Here is a 14,604-nt window from a genome sequence, read left to right on the forward strand (position 1 = left end):
TCTCCCCATGGATGTGTCTCCGGAAACTGCTCCCCCTAGTCGTCTGGTCGCCACCGGCCTGCAAAAATCATATGGAAGCCGCCAGGTCGTCAAGGATGTATCCCTGACAGTGCAAAAAGGGGAGGTGGTCGGTTTGCTCGGCCCCAATGGTGCGGGCAAAACCACGTCCTTTTACATGATCGTCGGACTGGTGCGCGCCGATGCCGGCGAGATCACGATTGACGGCGAGTCGGTCGAGCACATGCCGATTCACAAACGCTCGCGTCTCGGCCTGAGTTATCTGCCGCAGGAAGCCTCGATCTTTCGCAAACTCACGGTGGAGCAGAACGTGCGCGCCGTGCTCGAGTTGCAAACCGACGAGGCCGGCAAGCCGCTGAGCGCAGCGTCTATCAATGAGCGGTTGGATTCCTTGCTGCAGGACCTGCGCGTGGACCACCTGCGCGATTCGCCCGCGCCGGCGCTGTCCGGTGGCGAGCGGCGCCGCGTCGAAATTGCCCGCGCGCTGGCGACGCAGCCACGCTTCATTTTGCTCGACGAACCTTTCGCTGGCATCGACCCGATTGCGGTGATCGAGATCCAGCGCATCATCGGTTTCCTCAAATCCCGCGGCATCGGTGTTCTCATTACCGATCACAACGTCCGCGAAACCCTGGGCATCTGCGACCACGCCTGCATCATCAGCGACGGCCATGTGCTGGCGACCGGAACGCCTTCTGAAATCGTGAACAACGCCGATGTGCGCCGGGTCTATCTCGGTGAGCACTTCAAGATGTGATGGCTCCCCCCCGTCGTTGGCTCACTTCGTGTAGCCCCTTCCCCCCTCAAGGGGGCTGCGCCTGCGGCCCGGCAAAGCCGGTTCCACGGCCCACGCTTGAACAACCGCCCTCGTCCAACCCTGGTGGCTTTGCGGGGCAGACGTGAAACAAGGTCTTTCGCTACGCGTTTCGCAGCATCTGGCGCTCACGCCCCAGTTGCAGCAGTCGATCCGCCTGCTGCAGTTGTCGACGCTTGAGCTGAGCCAGGAAGTTGAGCAGATGCTTGACGAAAATCCGTTTCTTGAGCTGGCCGAAGAGGCGGCGCCGCGTGAGGATTTTGGCCTCGGCCAGGTCGATACGCCGGTCAGCCTGGAAACGCGGGAGTTTGAGTCCACTACAGAATCCGTAGCAAGCAATCCAGACGATACGGGGGCTGCGAGCTCAAATGATGCTGAACCCAGCAGCGAAGCCAAGCTGGAGGAAAGCTGGGACGGCGACGGCAGCGTGGACACCGCGCCGGACGACAACGAATGGGGTGGTGACGCCACGCCGCGCAAGAACAACAACGACGACAGCGACGTCGACGCCACCGAGCTGGCCCGCAACCAAGAGTCGCTGCAGGATCATCTGCACCGCCAGGCCCTGTCGCTGCGCCTGTCGCCCGAAGGCAAGGCCGCGCTGCACTTCCTCATTGAGTCCCTGAACGATGACGGCTACCTGGAAGACAGCCTGGCCTCGCTGGCGGCCGGCCTGGCCGGGGACGACCTCGAACAGCTGGAGCAACTTGAACACGAGTTTGCCGTGGCGCTCAAGCTGCTGCACCACATGGAGCCCGCCGGCGTCGGCGCGCGAAACCTCGCCGAGTGCCTGGGCCTGCAGCTGCTGGACTGCAAGGACTGCGACGAAACCCGCGCCGCTATGGCCATGTGCAAGCAGCCCATAGAGCTGCTGGCCAAGCGCGACTTCAAGCGCCTGGCCCAGCTCTGCGGGTTTACCGAGAGTGTGATCAAGGGTGCGATTGCGCTGATCGGCCGGCTGGACCCAAAGCCGGGCCGGCGTTTTGTCAATGTCGAGCGCAACCTGATCGTGCCCGATGTGCTGGTCGTCAAGTCGGGCCGCGGCTTCAAGGTCTCGCTCAACAGCGACGTGATGCCGCGCCTGCGCGTGCACGACATCTATGCCAACGCCCTCAAGCAGAACAAGGGCCAGGGCGGCCAGGCCCTGCAGCAGCGCCTGCAGGAGGCGCGCTGGTTCATCAAGAACATCCAGCAGCGCTTCGACACCATCCTGCGCGTGAGCAGCGCGATTGTGGAGCGTCAGAAAAACTTCTTCACCCATGGCGAACTCGCCATGCGGCCGCTGGTGCTGCGCGAAATCGCCGACGAGCTGGGCCTGCATGAATCAACAATCTCGCGCGTGACCACCGCCAAATACATGAGCACGCCCTTCGGTACTTTCGAGCTCAAGTATTTCTTCGGCTCTGCGCTGGGCACCGAAACCGGCGGCAATGCGTCAAGCACCGCGGTGCGCGCGCTGATCAAGCAGTTTGTTGCTTCCGAAAACCTGAAAAAACCGCTCAGCGACAACCAGATCTCCGAGATGCTCAAGGAACAGGGCATTGAATGCGCGCGCCGCACCGTTGCCAAGTACCGCGAAGCCCTGCGAATTGCGCCGGCCAACCTCAGAAAATCTCTATGAACCAACTCCAGTTATTTTTGCCCTGCGCCGCGGGCGTGGAGGAGCTGCTGGCCGCCGAAGTCAAGCGCATCACCGGCAACCAGGGCAAAGCCTGGCGCGCGGGCGTGCAGGTCACGGGTTCCTGGCGCGACGCGCTGCAACTCAACCTGCACAGCCGCCTGGCGCAGCGTGTGCTGATCGAGCTGGCACACAACAGCTACCGCAGCGAGCAGGACCTCTACAACGCCGCTGCGGCCGTGGCCTGGGAGATCTGGTTCACACCCAAGCAGACCTTCAAAGTCGAGATCACCGCGCAGCACAGCCCGTTGACCAGCCTGAACTTTGCCGCGCTCAAGATCAAGGACGCGATTGCCGACCGCTTCCGGGACAAATACGATGTGCGTCCGGATGTCGACACGCGCTGGCCCGACGTGCGCGTCTACGTGCACCTGACCACCGACACCGTCACGCTGTACATCGACACCTCGGGTGAGCCGCTGTTCAAGCGCGGCTGGCGCGAGGACAAGGGCGATGCCCCGCTGAAGGAAACCCTGGCCGCGGCAATGATTGCCGCCAGCGGTTGGGACCAGTTGTGCAAACAGGGCGTGCCCTTGTACGACCCCTGCTGCGGCTCCGGCACCATCGTTATCGAGGCGGCGCAGGTCGCCCGCAACATTGCGGCCGGCATGGGCCGGCGTTTTGCCTTTGAAAAATTTGTGCCCTTCCAGCCGCATGTGTGGGAAGGCCTGCTGGACCAGGCCGAGGCCGCCATCACCGAACCAATGGCGCCTGTTTTCGGCAGCGATGTGTCCTTCCGCATGGTCGACTTTGCCCAGCGCAATGCCGAGCGCGCAGGGGTGGCCGGCGCCGTGCAGCTGCGCGGGGGCGACGCATTGCAGCGCATGCCGCCCGCGCCTTCGGGCGTGATGCTGGTCAACCCGCCGTATGGTGAGCGTATCGATGTGGCCGGTGTGGCGGGCATTCCGGCCGTGCAGGGCCGGGACCAGCGCCGCTCCACACAATTCCAGGGCGAGGCCATCGACGAGTTTGGCCAGCCGCTGGCGCAGGGGTCAGGCGATGAGCGCGACGAGTCGGGCGCTGCGCCGCGCCGCGACCGGGGTGCCAACCAGGGCCGGGAGCAGGCACAGACTGCCACTGGCGAGGAGGTCTCGGACTTCTTTCCCCAGCTGGCCAGCCACTGGAAGAAAAACTACGCCGGCTGGACCGCCCACGTGCTCACACCCGATATGAAGCTGCCGCAAAAAATGCGCCTCAAGGAGTCACGCCGCGTACCGATGTGGAACGGCCCCATCGAATGCCGCCTGTTCCGCTTCGACATGGTGGCCGGCTCGGCCCGCGAGAACAAGCCCGCAGCTACTTCCTGAATGGCCACGCCCGCACGCAACGGCGCCTGCGTGGTGCTCGACACCAACATCGTGCTCGATGTTTTTGTCTTCAACGATGCCGCGGCCCTTCCGCTCAAGGCGGCGCTGGAAGCCGGCAAGCTGGATTGGGTGGCTACGCAGGCCATGCGTGATGAGCTGGAGCGCGTGCTGGCTTACCCACAAATTGTTCCGCGCCTGGCGTTTTACAAACTAAGCGCAGCCGATGTGCTGGCGAATTTTGACCGGCATGCCCGCCTGACGAAAGTCGCGGACAAAGCCTGCGTGACCTGCAGCGACCCGGATGACCAGAAATTCATCGACCTGGCGATCGCGGGACAAGCCCTGCTGCTGAGCAAAGACCGCGCAGTGCTTTCGATGAAAAGGCGGCTGGCAAGTCTTGGGGTCAGGGCGCAAGCAGCAATTTAGGCAAGGGCGGCCTTCAGGAAGTCGATGAACGCGCGTACCCGTGGAATGTTTTGCCGCCCCGGAAGAATCAGCGCTGATAACGGGGTCGGGTCCCTGTCATGACATTCTGACAACAAGGGCACCAGGCGCCCTTCGGCCAGGGCTTGTTCGCCCAGAAAATCACCCAGGCGAACGATGCCGACACCCGCCAGTGCCAGGTCAAGCAGCAGGTCGGCGCTGTCGCAGGCGATGGAGCCTTCTACAGGCAGCATCACGCGTTTTCCGTTCTCCAGCATGGGCCATTGCGCCAGGCGCGCAAAACCACTTAGCTGCAGGCAGTTGTGGTCCAGCAGATCACGGGGCTGCAGCGGAATCCCCTTGCGGGCCAGGTAATCCGGGCTGGCGGCAATGATGCGACTGACCGTACCCAGGCGCAGAAGCACAAGTTCAGAGTCCTGCAGAGGCCCCACCCGGATGGTGACATCGATTTGATCGAGGACGGGGTCAATCCGCTGATCGCTGACTGTCAGTTCAATGGAGATTTCCGGGTACTGCGCCTGGAACTGCGGCAACAGGCGGACCAGCTTGTGCTTGGCAAACGCAGTTCCTGCGTTGACGCGGACCAGGCCCCGCGGGCGCCCATGACCCAGCCGGACCTGGGCTTCGGCCTCTTCCACCGCAGCCACGATGGCGCGGGCATGGACGAGATAGGTTTCCCCCTCCTGGGTCAGCACGAGCCGCCGCGTCGAGCGATGCAGCAACTTCGCGCCAAGCCTACGCTCCAGCCGGGACACGATACGTGCGACCGCCGACGCACTCAGCCCAGCTTCCAGCCCTGCGGCAACAAAGGTTCCGAGGTCGACCGTGCGGACAAAGAGGCCGATGTCATCGGTGGATTGCATGGCGTTGATTCTTGCAGTTTTGGTCTGAATAAGTGACCGTGCGGGCTATTTATCTGCATTTTTCGTCGTTATACAGTGGATTTTCACTTCCATTGGAGATATCGACATGCCACTAGCCCGTATTTCAGTGCCCGAACACCTTTCGCAAGAACAAGTCAGGGCGCTTGCGGATGCCGTTCACGAGGGACTGGTTGAAACCTGTAAGGTGCCCGCCGATGACCGCTTCCAGCTCATCTCGCGGTTTCAGCCCAGCGCGATGATCCTGAACCCCACCTTTCCGGATGTGATGCGCACGCCGGACGCATCGATCGTGGAAATTACTTTCCTGGGGGGTCGTAGTGACGATCAAAAGCGCAAGCTGTATGGCTACGTGGTTGAAAAGGCGGTGGCAGCAGGCTTTGTTCCGGACGACATCATGATCACGTTGACGGAAAACTCGCCCATAGACTGGTCGCTGGGTTGCGGCCGGGCGTATGACGGTCATTCGGCACAGTAGCTGCCGGCGCTGCATGCGGATAGATCGGTACGGGTGGATACGCCTGAAGTGGCCGTTTTAAAAAATATTCAGCACAAATGGTTATGAGCCCTTTATGCGCGGGCGCAAGCAGCTATCAATAAGGTAGCAAATCAGACCTGAAGCCGGGAACTCAGGCAGCGCTTGGCAAGGGGCGGGAGGGGCTGGAAGCTTTTTCCGGCGGTGGGGTCACCGCAAAGCTGTGCGCGCTGGCCAGCGGCCAGTAAAGCTTGAAGACCTGGTGCTGGCTGTCCAGGTCGTTCAACAGCGAGCCTTCCTTCACATGCATCACCAAGTTTGACAGCAAGCGCACCTCGGTGTCATTGATGCGCCGCACGATATGGTGCGCGGTGAGTTCGTTGGTGTGACGCAAGCCTGCCGCTTCCAGAATTTCCTTCAGTGCCTTGAGCGTGCTTTGGTGAAAGCGCCACACCCGCTCGGCCTTGTCGGGTACCACCAATGCCTGCTGGCGCGCCGGGTCCTGCGTGGTGACGCCTGTAGGGCACTTGCCTGTGTGGCAGGTTTGCGCCTGGATGCAGCCCAAGGCAAACATGAAGGCCCGCCCGGAGTTGCACCAGTCGGCACCCAGCGCCATCATGCGTGCAATGTCAAAGGCGCTGATGATCTTGCCGGCGCTGCCCAGGCTGATCTTGTTGCGCAGGCCCACGCCCAGCAGTGTGTTGTGCACCAGCAGCAGCCCTTCCTGTACCGGTGCGCCCACGTGGTCGGTGAATTCCAGTGGCGCGGCGCCGGTGCCACCCTCGGCCCCGTCGACCACGATGAAGTCCGGCGTGATGCCGGTTTCCAGCATGGCCTTGACCATGGCAAACCATTCCCACGGGTGGCCAATGCAAAACTTGAAGCCGGTGGGCTTGCCGCCCGAGAGTTCGCGCAGCCGGGCGATGAACTGCATCATCTCCACCGGCGTTGAAAACGCGCTGTGCGACGAGGGCGAGATGCAGTCCTTGCCTACCGGCACGCCGCGCGCTGCCGCAATCTCGGGCGTCACCTTGGCGCCCGGCAAGATGCCGCCGTGCCCGGGTTTGGCGCCCTGGCTCAGCTTGAGTTCAATCATCCTGACCTGCGGATGGCTCGCGTTGAGCGTGAAGCGTTCAGCGCTGAAACTGCCGTCATCGTTGCGGCAGCCGAAATAGCCCGAGCCGATTTCCCAGATCAGGTCGCCGCCGTGCACACGATGGTGTTGCGAGATGGACCCTTCGCCCGTGTCGTGCGCAAAGCCGCCACGTTTGGCGCCACTGTTGAGCGCCAGGATGGCAGGCGCCGACAGGGAGCCGAAACTCATGGCCGAGATATTGAAGATGCTGGCGCTGTAGGGCTGGGCCGCTTTCGGGCCGATAGTGATGCGGAAGTCGTGCGAGGCAATGTGTGTAGGTTGCACCGAATGGTTGATCCATTCGTAGCCATGCTGGCTCACGTCCAGCTGCGTGCCGAAAGGCCGGTTGTCCAGCTCGCCCTTGGCGCGCTGGTACACCAAAGAACGCTGCGAGCGGGAAAAGGGCGCGGCCTCCGCGTCGCTTTCAATGAAGTACTGGCGCATCTCCGGACGTATGAACTCCAGGATGAAACGCAGGTGGCCTATCACCGGGTAGTTGCGAAGAATGGAGCTTTTGGTCTGCCGGATGTCGTGCAAGCCCACGCTCGCAGGCACACCAAACAGCAACAGCGCCGGCCAGCCGTGGCCTGAAATCAGCAGCGCAGCCAGGCTAACCATAAAGCCAGCCAGGCACAGGGCGAGAGCCATGTAGCGGACTGGGTACACAGCGTTCAGACGGTCGAGCATACGGGTCTCCGCAATGGTTGGGCGCAGGGCCCTGGGGGCCTGAGGCTACACTGCCAATCATACGAGTTAAAACGCCACGGACACCCCATGACAGACGCACTTTCCCCACCCGGCGCCCCTTTTCCGGGCGCCTTGGCTCCCGAAGATTTCGAGACGCTGGATGACATCCTCGACGACCTGCGCAGCCGCGAGGAAGAAACGCCGCAGTGGGAGTTCTGCGAGGGCTTCATGGCCGCGCTGGCCTGCACCCGACGTGAAATCCCGTCAGAAGAATTCATGGCCGTGCTGCTCGACTTCGAGGGTGCCGAAGACCTGGCCGCCGCCAGGCAATTGTTTGCCAGCGAGGAGCAGCGCGCGCAGTTCATGGATTTGTGGACGCGCCGCTACCAGGACATCTGCCGCGCACTGGATGAAGACGTAAAAAGCCTGCAGGACGAACGCGCTTTTTACCCACAGGTCGGCGACATGCGCGGCATGCTGGCCCAACTGCCAGAAGAAGAACGCAAAGACATCGACATGGCCAGCGTGCCCTCGTTTGCGCAGGTCTGGGCGCTGGGTTTCATGTACGCCGTCGAGTCCTGGCCCGATGAGTGGGCCTTGTCACGCCAGGAAGCCAAGGACAAGCAGGCCGTCGACGCACTCGACACAGCGCTGGGCGCCATCATCGAGCTGACCGAAGACGACCCGGGCCCGATGGAAATGCCCATGCTGGGCGAAGACGCCGCGCCCAGTGCCAGCGAAACGCGGCTTGAACAATTCGGCGAAGCGCTGTGGGCGGTGTACGACTTGCGCGGTTTCTGGCGCAGCTTTGGCGCCAAAGTGGCCACGGTGCACAAAGAAGCCGCGCCTGGCCGCAATGATTTATGCCCTTGTGGCAGCGGCAAGAAATACAAGAAGTGTCATGGGGCGGGTTAAAACTTGGGCTTCAGCTGAGGGGTGAATGGCAGGCCACACAAAGCTTGTTTCCATCAGGATCCCGGAAGTACGCGCCATAGTAGTTCTCGTGGTACTCGGGCCTCAGACCTGGCAACCCCTCTGACGTGCCGCCATGGGCGAGAGCGATGCTGAAGGCTTGATCTACGGCGGCCCGGGTTTCTGCGAGGAACGCAACCATGTTGCCGTTACCTGGCTCGGGTGCAAGGCTGTCGTATGGCTTGCCGATCAGGAAAAGGGGCCTCGGACCGGGATTGGATTGCCAGCCCGCCCATGGTCGGCTTCTATCGCAGAAGCGAGCCTGGATGCCGAGTGCTTCCATCAACGGGTTGTAGAACGCAAGTCCGCGATCAAAATCGCTAACGCCGACGAAGACATGTGAGAACACGGTTACCTCCGAGGTGAATCTTATGACGCCCAACGCCTGAATTAGCGCGGGCGTCCGCGTTAACTGGCATCCTGAAGCGCATCTTGAGCAAGGGCGATGACGAGCGGTACACGGTGGTCATTCTCTTCCTCTGGAAGCGCCGACGGACCACGAGAGCAGCTTGTGGTGGCCCGTTTGACCGCCTGGTTAACCTGCACTTTAGATGCAGTAGACATGTGGTCCCTCGGTGCCGTTTGACCACCATGCTTCGATCTCTGGGAAGCATGAAATCAGATGGTCTACCACTTCGTCGGGCGTGTACCTAAACTGACCAGTTCGGAGGATCTCCAGCCAAGGCTTGCGGAGGTTGAACCAACAACTCATTGGACCGCCCCTCTTGCGCTGCAGGCGACCACGCTTCGTTCGGGTGAGTACGTTCGCTCCCTCAGGGAGGTTGAAATTGAGAACGAAATAAGGACGGTGGTATTTGTCCCACTGAATCTCAAACTCGTATGCAATGTCGCCGTCACTCTTGCGAAAAGTCGTAAACAGCGAGTTGCCGGATTTGACGCGTGCAAATCCCCGGTCTTCTGCGAAAGGGTAGAACCTTTCCTTGATGGTCTCGCGCAGTGGATGAGGCATTGTTTTCCGGCCGGCAAATTGCTTGAGCATTAAACCATTCGGTCCATGACGTACTTGTTAAATTTTTACCGCAACGCACCGCAAATTCATGCAGGGATGAAAATTTTGCGAAACACCGCAAAATGCCTTTTTTCGCCTCTGAAACGCGATACGGAAAAAGATCGGAGTATTTCAGGCTGTTGGCCCAATAAGTACGGGCGCCAATAGCTATCTAATTCATAGCAAATTGCCGCGGCCCACGGTACTCACTCCGGGGTACTGCCTACAGGTGCCGCGTCTCCGCGGGCTCCGTCCACCAGCTGTTGTCCCGCCCGTTGAAGAACTTGACAGGCGCTTGCAGGAGTTCTTCGGGGGACGCATCGTCGAGTGTGCCCACCTGGATGGAGACATAGTCTCCGCCGATCTGTTCGATGTATCCGCGGCCAAACGGGCGAACACCGCAATGTTTGCAGAACAGGTGATGCGCACTCTTTGTTCCAAACTGGTAGTCGCTCAGATCGGACTCGCCGGAAAGCAGGCGGAAATCTGCGGGCTTGATAGTGACGCCCCAGTTCCTCGTCTTGGTACAGATTGAGCAATTGCACTTTCCGGTGCCGGTACTCAGATCGAGGTCTGCCTCGTAGCGTACTGCGCCGCAGTGGCAACTGCCGTGGTAGGTTTTCTTCATGCATTTGCTCCGTAGTGAGAGGGACAAATCTTGAATGATGCCCAACGGAATTTACACCGTCAATCCCACTTGCAGCGCAACACATGCAGTCATGTTCAACTGCGAACGGAGGGTGTCAGCAGACCGCGCAAAGGTGGAATTGGGCAGTCCCACCATTGTTTTCACTTCCAGTGATCGACAAGAATCCGAGTGGCACGCACCCCGTTTGAAATCATTTGCTGCCGACGGAGCGTGGACTCAGCGCTGCGTGGGCCGCTGTCGCATCAAACGGGATTTCGCCGAGAACAGGAGTGCGCGGGAATACAGCTTGTGAAAGCCAAGCAGCAAGCGAAAGGTCAAGCCCAAGCCGGGTGTTTGGGCGCCGTCCCTTGCGACACGCGCTGGCACCACAGCGGACCCAAAGTACAAGCGCGTGCCTGCGGAGTTTTCGCCTTCCATAGGGATGACCATCAACCATGAACGTGTGCGCCCTTGAAAGTCGCACATGAGCAACTGATCTTCACGCCGGTCCTCAACGCTCCACGCGGCAAACGAATCAAGTGTTTCTGAAGCCAGTTGGCTGGCCTGCGCGTCCGTCGAGGGTTTCGAAACGAGCCGTGCAAGAAGCAGCCTCTCAAGCTTGAACAAGGGAGTTGTGTAAAAGGCCTCGACATACTCGGCCTGGGAAATGTGTCGCGCCATCTCCGTGACGTAGCAATCCGCGTGCGCTTCTCCGTGCTGATATTTGCTCAGAAGGGCTCCGTGCGGGAGTTCAGATCGGTGAATGGATGGCATTTGTTGTGTGTTTGGAGTATGACGCTTCACGTTCGAGATAAGCAGCAAACAACGGCGATATCGACGTAGCAGAAGTGAGCAATTGACGCTCGCCATTGCTTGTTCGGTTGATTGACGGATTAGCTAGTACGCGGATCGGAAAGTGCATGAACTTGGCCTGACCTAGTCTCGTTCGAGGCGATATAGCGCTGTTGTTCGGCCGACCAATTGAAATAGATGGCTGCATCGCGTGAGATTGCGGACCCGAATGGACTATCTTTTACTTCGAGTTCGACGCTGCACAAAGAAACCAAGGAGGACTGACCAACCAGCTTGGCCACGAGCTCCAGCGTGTAGGTACCAGCTGAAAACAAGAAGAGAGGTGTGCGGTTGATCGGGTTGAAATGATGATTGGTGGCAAGGCCTGACTCTGGGATGAAGAGCCCACTACCGCGAATGAGATCTTTGTCACCATAGCCCCAGAACGAAAACTCAGCGGTCCTTGAACCTTCTCGGACGCGGAGGAAGAGACTCTCAATAACTTGGCCTCGTTTGCCCGTGCTGAAAATAAGTGTTCGCAGAAAGACTTTTGCCCATGGCTCCTTGCCGACCGAAAAGTCGTAGCTGAATGACACGAAGGAAGGGTGTGTACTCCGGACAGTGCCGCGCCTGAATATGGTGAACCAAGCGGTGAACAGCGAGACCAGCAGCGCAATGACCGACACAGCAGGCGAAATATCGGCGAAGGTCATGTGATTGCTAGCTGAATTTAGACCACAAAATCTGCAGCATAACTTGGCTACTACGGTTTAACCTGGGCATCAAAATCTCCTACAAGTGACGTGATTGTTCAGTTGTACTGCAATACGCTGAAAATTCATACAGCCATAGAATTTTGTGAAACATCGCAAATTTCCTTTTTGCTCTCTGGCGCGCAGGCTGGGCACATTGCCGAGTGCTTTTGGCTGTTGGCCCAATGAATACGGGCGCCAACAGCTATCCAATTGGTAGCAAATTGAGGCAGGCCATGGGACTCACTTCGGAACTTTGTCAAACATCATGCGAATAAACGATGAAGCCCAGGTGTTGGGCCACCTTGTCATACAACAGCCGGCCGGCGGAGTTGGTGGTGTGGGTTTGCCAGTACACGCGTTTGATGTGTGCAGCCTTCGCCTGCTCGTACACACCTTCGATCAACGCGCGACCGACGCCCTTGCCGCGCGCGGCCGGGTCGGTGAACAGGTCCTGCAGGTAGCAGGTGAGTTCAAAGCGGGTGGTGCTGCGGTGGTACAGGTAGTGGGTGATTCCCAGCAGCTTGCCGTCACGCTCGGCCACCAGGGCGAAGACGGGTTCGGCCGGATCAAAAAAGCGCTGCCAGGTGGCTTGCGTGATTTCGGGCGCAAGTGCGGTCTCGTCCTTGCGGCCATAAAAAGCGTTGTAGCCGTCCCAGAGCGGCACCCAGGCCTGGAAGTCGGTTTGTTCAATCGGACGTATGCGAAGAGGAGTAGTCATTTTTGGAAAGGTGTTGAGGTTCAGTGCCGTGAGCGGGTCTTCACGGCATCCGGAGGCATCACTGTATCGTCCTGGTAGACCCGCGAGAGCAGCAGGCTGAAGGCGTACTGGCGCGCTGTTGGTGTGGCGCGGAGAATGCCCTCGTCCTGCAGGATTTTGATCAGTTTTGTCGGGGCCACGCGTTTGTCGCCAACGATCTCGACATGGCCCGCATCGACTTCCACCCGGCGCGCCCGCCTGTCGGTTTCGATCAGGGAGTTGCGCTGCTCCGCCAGCGAGAAAATCTCGTCACCCTCTGCGCAACGCCCGCCCTCTTCGCGCCTGCAGGTGCCGCGCTCGTTGGTGTCTATCTTCAGGTAGTTGGCGACTTGTTGCGCCAAGGCGCCGGGTTCGCGGATGAAGGGCGAGGAATAGGTGATGTCGGCCCACTTCGGGCCGGTCGCCAGATAGCAGCTCAGCGGCACCATGCCCAGCGTGAGCGGATAGAGCCAGCTCTTGCCGCAAGTCCTGGCCGACTCGATGCCGGCAAACGGCCCGGAGATGGTCACCAGGCGAACATCGATCGCGCGGCCGGAGGGTGCTGCGGAGGAAGGTTCTGTCATCGACCTGCGTGCGATCAGCGCGCCCTGGCTGTGGCCGATCACCGTGACGTGGGGAACGCTGGATTGCGCCGCGAGCTTGCTGACGGCGTGCCTCAGTGCGTCAGCGCCTTCGGTGAGTCTGGCGCGGTCGTCGTAGGTAAAGCAGGCCGACTGCTGGCCATGAAAAGCCAGCACCTGGGCCAGGGCCCGAAACTGGCCGGATGAACCGAAGCAGCCGTGCACCAGGATGTGGACCGGTTGGCTCGCGTCGAGGCGTAAGGTGCGGTCGGGGTTGTCTGTGCAAGGCCCCAGACCGGGGATGTTGAGGCTGATGTCAGATGAGGTCAGGCGTCCGGGCTCCAGGTCTCCGGCATGTATTCCGTCGTGCGAAGCGCAGCCGCCGAGCAGGCCCACCAGGGCAAGGAGAGTGGCAATACGGTTCATGGGCAGTCCTAAAAAATGCGCTTTGCTGAAGTCAAGCCTTGAGGTACAGGCAAGGTCAGGTTTCAAAGCGGCTTGCACGGAATGGCAAAGTCGACATGGATGTGGTTGTCGTGGCGCGCGCCGGGATCGTCCCAGAAGTTCACCTTCCATCGGAGATACGAACCGTGCCGGGTGCCGAAAAGTTTGAGCTGCAGCTCGCGGACAAGGATGACCCGGTCTACGCCGTAGCCATTTTTTCGGGCAGTCTCACTCAACTGGTAGATGAGTTCGGCGAGCACTTCAAAGTCGATGGTGACGGAGGGGTCGGCAGACTTTCCATCGGCGCCAAAGCGGACCTTGTAGCCAAAGCCGTTGTCGAGCCGGCTGGGGATCAGCACACGCTTGCCTTCCGCGTCTTTTGCGGGCACGAACAGGTCCACGGACGTGCCGCGCTGGTGGGTGTGGTGGTTCGTGATCGGGCCTCCATCGGCCAGCCCTGTCTCGCCGATCAGGAAAACCGAATCCGGAATGACTTCAGCGGTGGCAGCATAGGCCTGCTCCAGAATTTTCTTCACGGCCGAATGCACAAAGGTGCGGCGGGCTGCGCCGCTCCAGCCGATGACCTCGAAGTTGGGCCCTTTGGGCGGAACCTGCACCGAGCCTTCGATGCGCCCCCTGTTGATCTCGCCATAACACTGGCTCTCTTGTGCCGCCGCATATGTCGGGAAGGCGCAGGCCAGGACTGCGGCGACAGCGCAGGACACTGCCCATGTGCCGATGCGACGCAGGCTCCCGGCCGGGCTGCTCATGCCGGCGCACCGTACACCGGCTCGCAGCGCACCTCGGTCTTGACCGAGTTGGCAATGAAGCAGGCATCGTGCGCCTTGTGGTGCAATTGGTCCAGCTCTTCGCGTGTGGGCTGGCGCTCGCCGGAAAATGTCACGTCGGGATGCAATGTGACGACAGTCATGGCCACCTTCCCTTCGGCGTTTTTCTCCATGACACCCGTTGCGGCGTCGAAATAACGGTCGACACAGAATTTACGCTTGGCCGCAATCGACAGAAACCACAGCATGTGGCAGCTGGACAGCGAGGCGACAAAAGCCTCCTCAGGGTCCAGAGCCGAGGCGTCAGACATAGGCAGCGGAACCACGTGCGGCGAGGAAGAACCCGGCACTTCCAGGCCGCCGTCGAACCGCAGCAGGTGCCGGCGGCTGTAGCGGTTGCCTGCAAAGTCACCTTCATTGCGCAACCATAAAACTTCGGCTGTGTAGAGCGACATGATGT

17 protein-coding genes are annotated in these 14,604 nt (G+C 60.4%); 6 read left to right on the forward strand and 11 right to left on the reverse strand.

Features of this window, described 5'->3' with window-relative positions:
- Positions 1-7 precede the first annotated feature (7 nt).
- From lptB to B0B52_RS02850, 4 genes are all read left to right on the forward strand, one after another.
- Positions 8-775, forward strand: coding sequence for an LPS export ABC transporter ATP-binding protein (gene lptB, locus B0B52_RS02835; RefSeq protein ID WP_077592087.1), 768 nt, complete (start codon positions 8-10; stop codon positions 773-775).
- 142 nt (positions 776-917) lie between these two features.
- Positions 918-2,453 (forward strand): RNA polymerase factor sigma-54, encoded by a 1,536-nt coding sequence (locus B0B52_RS02840; protein WP_077592088.1) that lies wholly within the window; start codon positions 918-920, stop codon positions 2,451-2,453.
- A complete protein-coding gene (locus tag B0B52_RS02845; RefSeq protein WP_077592089.1) occupies positions 2,450-3,817 on the forward strand; it encodes a class I SAM-dependent RNA methyltransferase in 1,368 nt (455 codons plus the stop codon). The genes B0B52_RS02840 and B0B52_RS02845 overlap by 4 nt, the downstream gene beginning before the upstream one ends.
- Complete coding sequence (locus tag B0B52_RS02850) at positions 3,818-4,243, forward strand: putative toxin-antitoxin system toxin component, PIN family (protein WP_077592090.1); 426 nt, start codon at positions 3,818-3,820, stop codon at positions 4,241-4,243.
- Here B0B52_RS02850 and B0B52_RS02855 read toward each other — a convergent pair.
- The gene (locus B0B52_RS02855; RefSeq protein WP_077592091.1) at positions 4,240-5,124 is read right to left on the reverse strand and encodes a LysR family transcriptional regulator; all 885 of its coding nucleotides are present in this window, start codon (positions 5,122-5,124) and stop codon (positions 4,240-4,242) included. The two genes, B0B52_RS02850 and B0B52_RS02855, sit on opposite strands and share 4 nt — an antisense overlap.
- 106 nt (positions 5,125-5,230) lie before the next feature.
- Between B0B52_RS02855 and B0B52_RS02860 the strand changes: the two genes are divergently transcribed.
- The gene (locus B0B52_RS02860; protein WP_077592092.1) at positions 5,231-5,620 is read left to right on the forward strand and encodes a tautomerase family protein; all 390 of its coding nucleotides are present in this window, start codon (positions 5,231-5,233) and stop codon (positions 5,618-5,620) included.
- A 151-nt stretch (positions 5,621-5,771) separates the two neighbouring features.
- On the opposite strand, the gene B0B52_RS02865 is transcribed toward B0B52_RS02860, so the two are convergent.
- Positions 5,772-7,439, reverse strand: coding sequence for an FMN-binding glutamate synthase family protein (locus B0B52_RS02865; protein WP_077592093.1), 1,668 nt, complete (start codon positions 7,437-7,439; stop codon positions 5,772-5,774).
- 87 nt (positions 7,440-7,526) lie between these two features.
- On the opposite strand from B0B52_RS02865, the gene B0B52_RS02870 reads away from it, so the two are divergent.
- Positions 7,527-8,354: a UPF0149 family protein gene (locus B0B52_RS02870; protein WP_077592094.1), complete on the forward strand. Its 828-nt coding sequence runs from the start codon at positions 7,527-7,529 to the stop codon at positions 8,352-8,354.
- Between the two features lie 10 nt (positions 8,355-8,364).
- Here the strand turns inward: B0B52_RS02870 and B0B52_RS02875 are convergent, their stop codons facing one another.
- The 9 genes from B0B52_RS02875 to B0B52_RS02915 all read right to left on the reverse strand — a co-directional run bounded on the left by B0B52_RS02875 (position 8,365) and on the right by B0B52_RS02915 (position 14,599).
- A complete protein-coding gene (locus B0B52_RS02875) occupies positions 8,365-8,760 on the reverse strand; it encodes a VOC family protein (RefSeq protein ID WP_077592157.1) in 396 nt (131 codons plus the stop codon).
- A 198-nt stretch (positions 8,761-8,958) separates the two neighbouring features.
- Positions 8,959-9,411: a hypothetical protein gene (locus tag B0B52_RS02880; RefSeq protein WP_139351788.1), complete on the reverse strand. Its 453-nt coding sequence runs from the start codon at positions 9,409-9,411 to the stop codon at positions 8,959-8,961.
- Positions 9,412-9,643: 232 nt separating this feature from the next.
- On the reverse strand, positions 9,644-10,048 hold the full coding sequence (locus B0B52_RS02885; RefSeq protein ID WP_077592096.1) for a GFA family protein: 405 nt from the start codon (positions 10,046-10,048) through the stop codon (positions 9,644-9,646).
- A gap of 237 nt (positions 10,049-10,285) precedes the next feature.
- Positions 10,286-10,918: a hypothetical protein gene (locus B0B52_RS02890; RefSeq protein ID WP_217349768.1), complete on the reverse strand. Its 633-nt coding sequence runs from the start codon at positions 10,916-10,918 to the stop codon at positions 10,286-10,288.
- A 23-nt stretch (positions 10,919-10,941) separates the two neighbouring features.
- Complete coding sequence (locus B0B52_RS02895; protein ID WP_077592098.1) at positions 10,942-11,553, reverse strand: hypothetical protein; 612 nt, start codon at positions 11,551-11,553, stop codon at positions 10,942-10,944.
- 298 nt (positions 11,554-11,851) lie between these two features.
- Positions 11,852-12,313: a GNAT family N-acetyltransferase gene (locus tag B0B52_RS02900; protein ID WP_077592099.1), complete on the reverse strand. Its 462-nt coding sequence runs from the start codon at positions 12,311-12,313 to the stop codon at positions 11,852-11,854.
- 20 nt (positions 12,314-12,333) lie between these two features.
- Positions 12,334-13,338, reverse strand: a complete 1,005-nt coding sequence (locus B0B52_RS02905) for a triacylglycerol lipase (protein WP_077592100.1) — start codon at positions 13,336-13,338, stop codon at positions 12,334-12,336.
- 62 nt (positions 13,339-13,400) lie between these two features.
- Positions 13,401-14,126: a penicillin-insensitive murein endopeptidase gene (locus tag B0B52_RS02910; RefSeq protein ID WP_077592101.1), complete on the reverse strand. Its 726-nt coding sequence runs from the start codon at positions 14,124-14,126 to the stop codon at positions 13,401-13,403.
- Positions 14,123-14,599, reverse strand: coding sequence for an OsmC family protein (locus tag B0B52_RS02915; RefSeq protein WP_077592102.1), 477 nt, complete (start codon positions 14,597-14,599; stop codon positions 14,123-14,125). Before B0B52_RS02915 ends, B0B52_RS02910 begins: the two co-directional genes overlap by 4 nt.
- Positions 14,600-14,604: the final 5 nt, after the last annotated feature.

The sequence above is a fragment of the Polaromonas sp. A23 genome (genome assembly GCF_002001015.1).
GTDB lineage: Bacteria > Pseudomonadota > Gammaproteobacteria > Burkholderiales > Burkholderiaceae_C > Polaromonas.

Coding starts and splice junctions, on each gene's coding strand:
- lptB (WP_077592087.1), top strand. CDS start 8: ATGGATGTGTCTCCGGAAACTGCTCCCCCTAGTCGTCTGGTCGCCACC.
- B0B52_RS02845 (WP_077592089.1), top strand. CDS start 2,450: ATGAACCAACTCCAGTTATTTTTGCCCTGCGCCGCGGGCGTGGAGGAG.
- B0B52_RS02850 (WP_077592090.1), top strand. CDS start 3,818: ATGGCCACGCCCGCACGCAACGGCGCCTGCGTGGTGCTCGACACCAAC.
- B0B52_RS02855 (WP_077592091.1), bottom strand. CDS start 5,124: ATGCAATCCACCGATGACATCGGCCTCTTTGTCCGCACGGTCGACCTC.
- B0B52_RS02860 (WP_077592092.1), top strand. CDS start 5,231: ATGCCACTAGCCCGTATTTCAGTGCCCGAACACCTTTCGCAAGAACAA.
- B0B52_RS02865 (WP_077592093.1), bottom strand. CDS start 7,439: ATGCTCGACCGTCTGAACGCTGTGTACCCAGTCCGCTACATGGCTCTC.
- B0B52_RS02870 (WP_077592094.1), top strand. CDS start 7,527: ATGACAGACGCACTTTCCCCACCCGGCGCCCCTTTTCCGGGCGCCTTG.
- B0B52_RS02880 (WP_139351788.1), bottom strand. CDS start 9,411: ATGCTCAAGCAATTTGCCGGCCGGAAAACAATGCCTCATCCACTGCGC.
- B0B52_RS02885 (WP_077592096.1), bottom strand. CDS start 10,048: ATGAAGAAAACCTACCACGGCAGTTGCCACTGCGGCGCAGTACGCTAC.
- B0B52_RS02890 (WP_217349768.1), bottom strand. CDS start 10,918: ATGGCGAGCGTCAATTGCTCACTTCTGCTACGTCGATATCGCCGTTGT.
- B0B52_RS02895 (WP_077592098.1), bottom strand. CDS start 11,553: ATGACCTTCGCCGATATTTCGCCTGCTGTGTCGGTCATTGCGCTGCTG.
- B0B52_RS02900 (WP_077592099.1), bottom strand. CDS start 12,313: ATGACTACTCCTCTTCGCATACGTCCGATTGAACAAACCGACTTCCAG.
- B0B52_RS02905 (WP_077592100.1), bottom strand. CDS start 13,338: ATGAACCGTATTGCCACTCTCCTTGCCCTGGTGGGCCTGCTCGGCGGC.
- B0B52_RS02910 (WP_077592101.1), bottom strand. CDS start 14,126: ATGAGCAGCCCGGCCGGGAGCCTGCGTCGCATCGGCACATGGGCAGTG.
- B0B52_RS02915 (WP_077592102.1), bottom strand. CDS start 14,599: ATGTCGCTCTACACAGCCGAAGTTTTATGGTTGCGCAATGAAGGTGAC.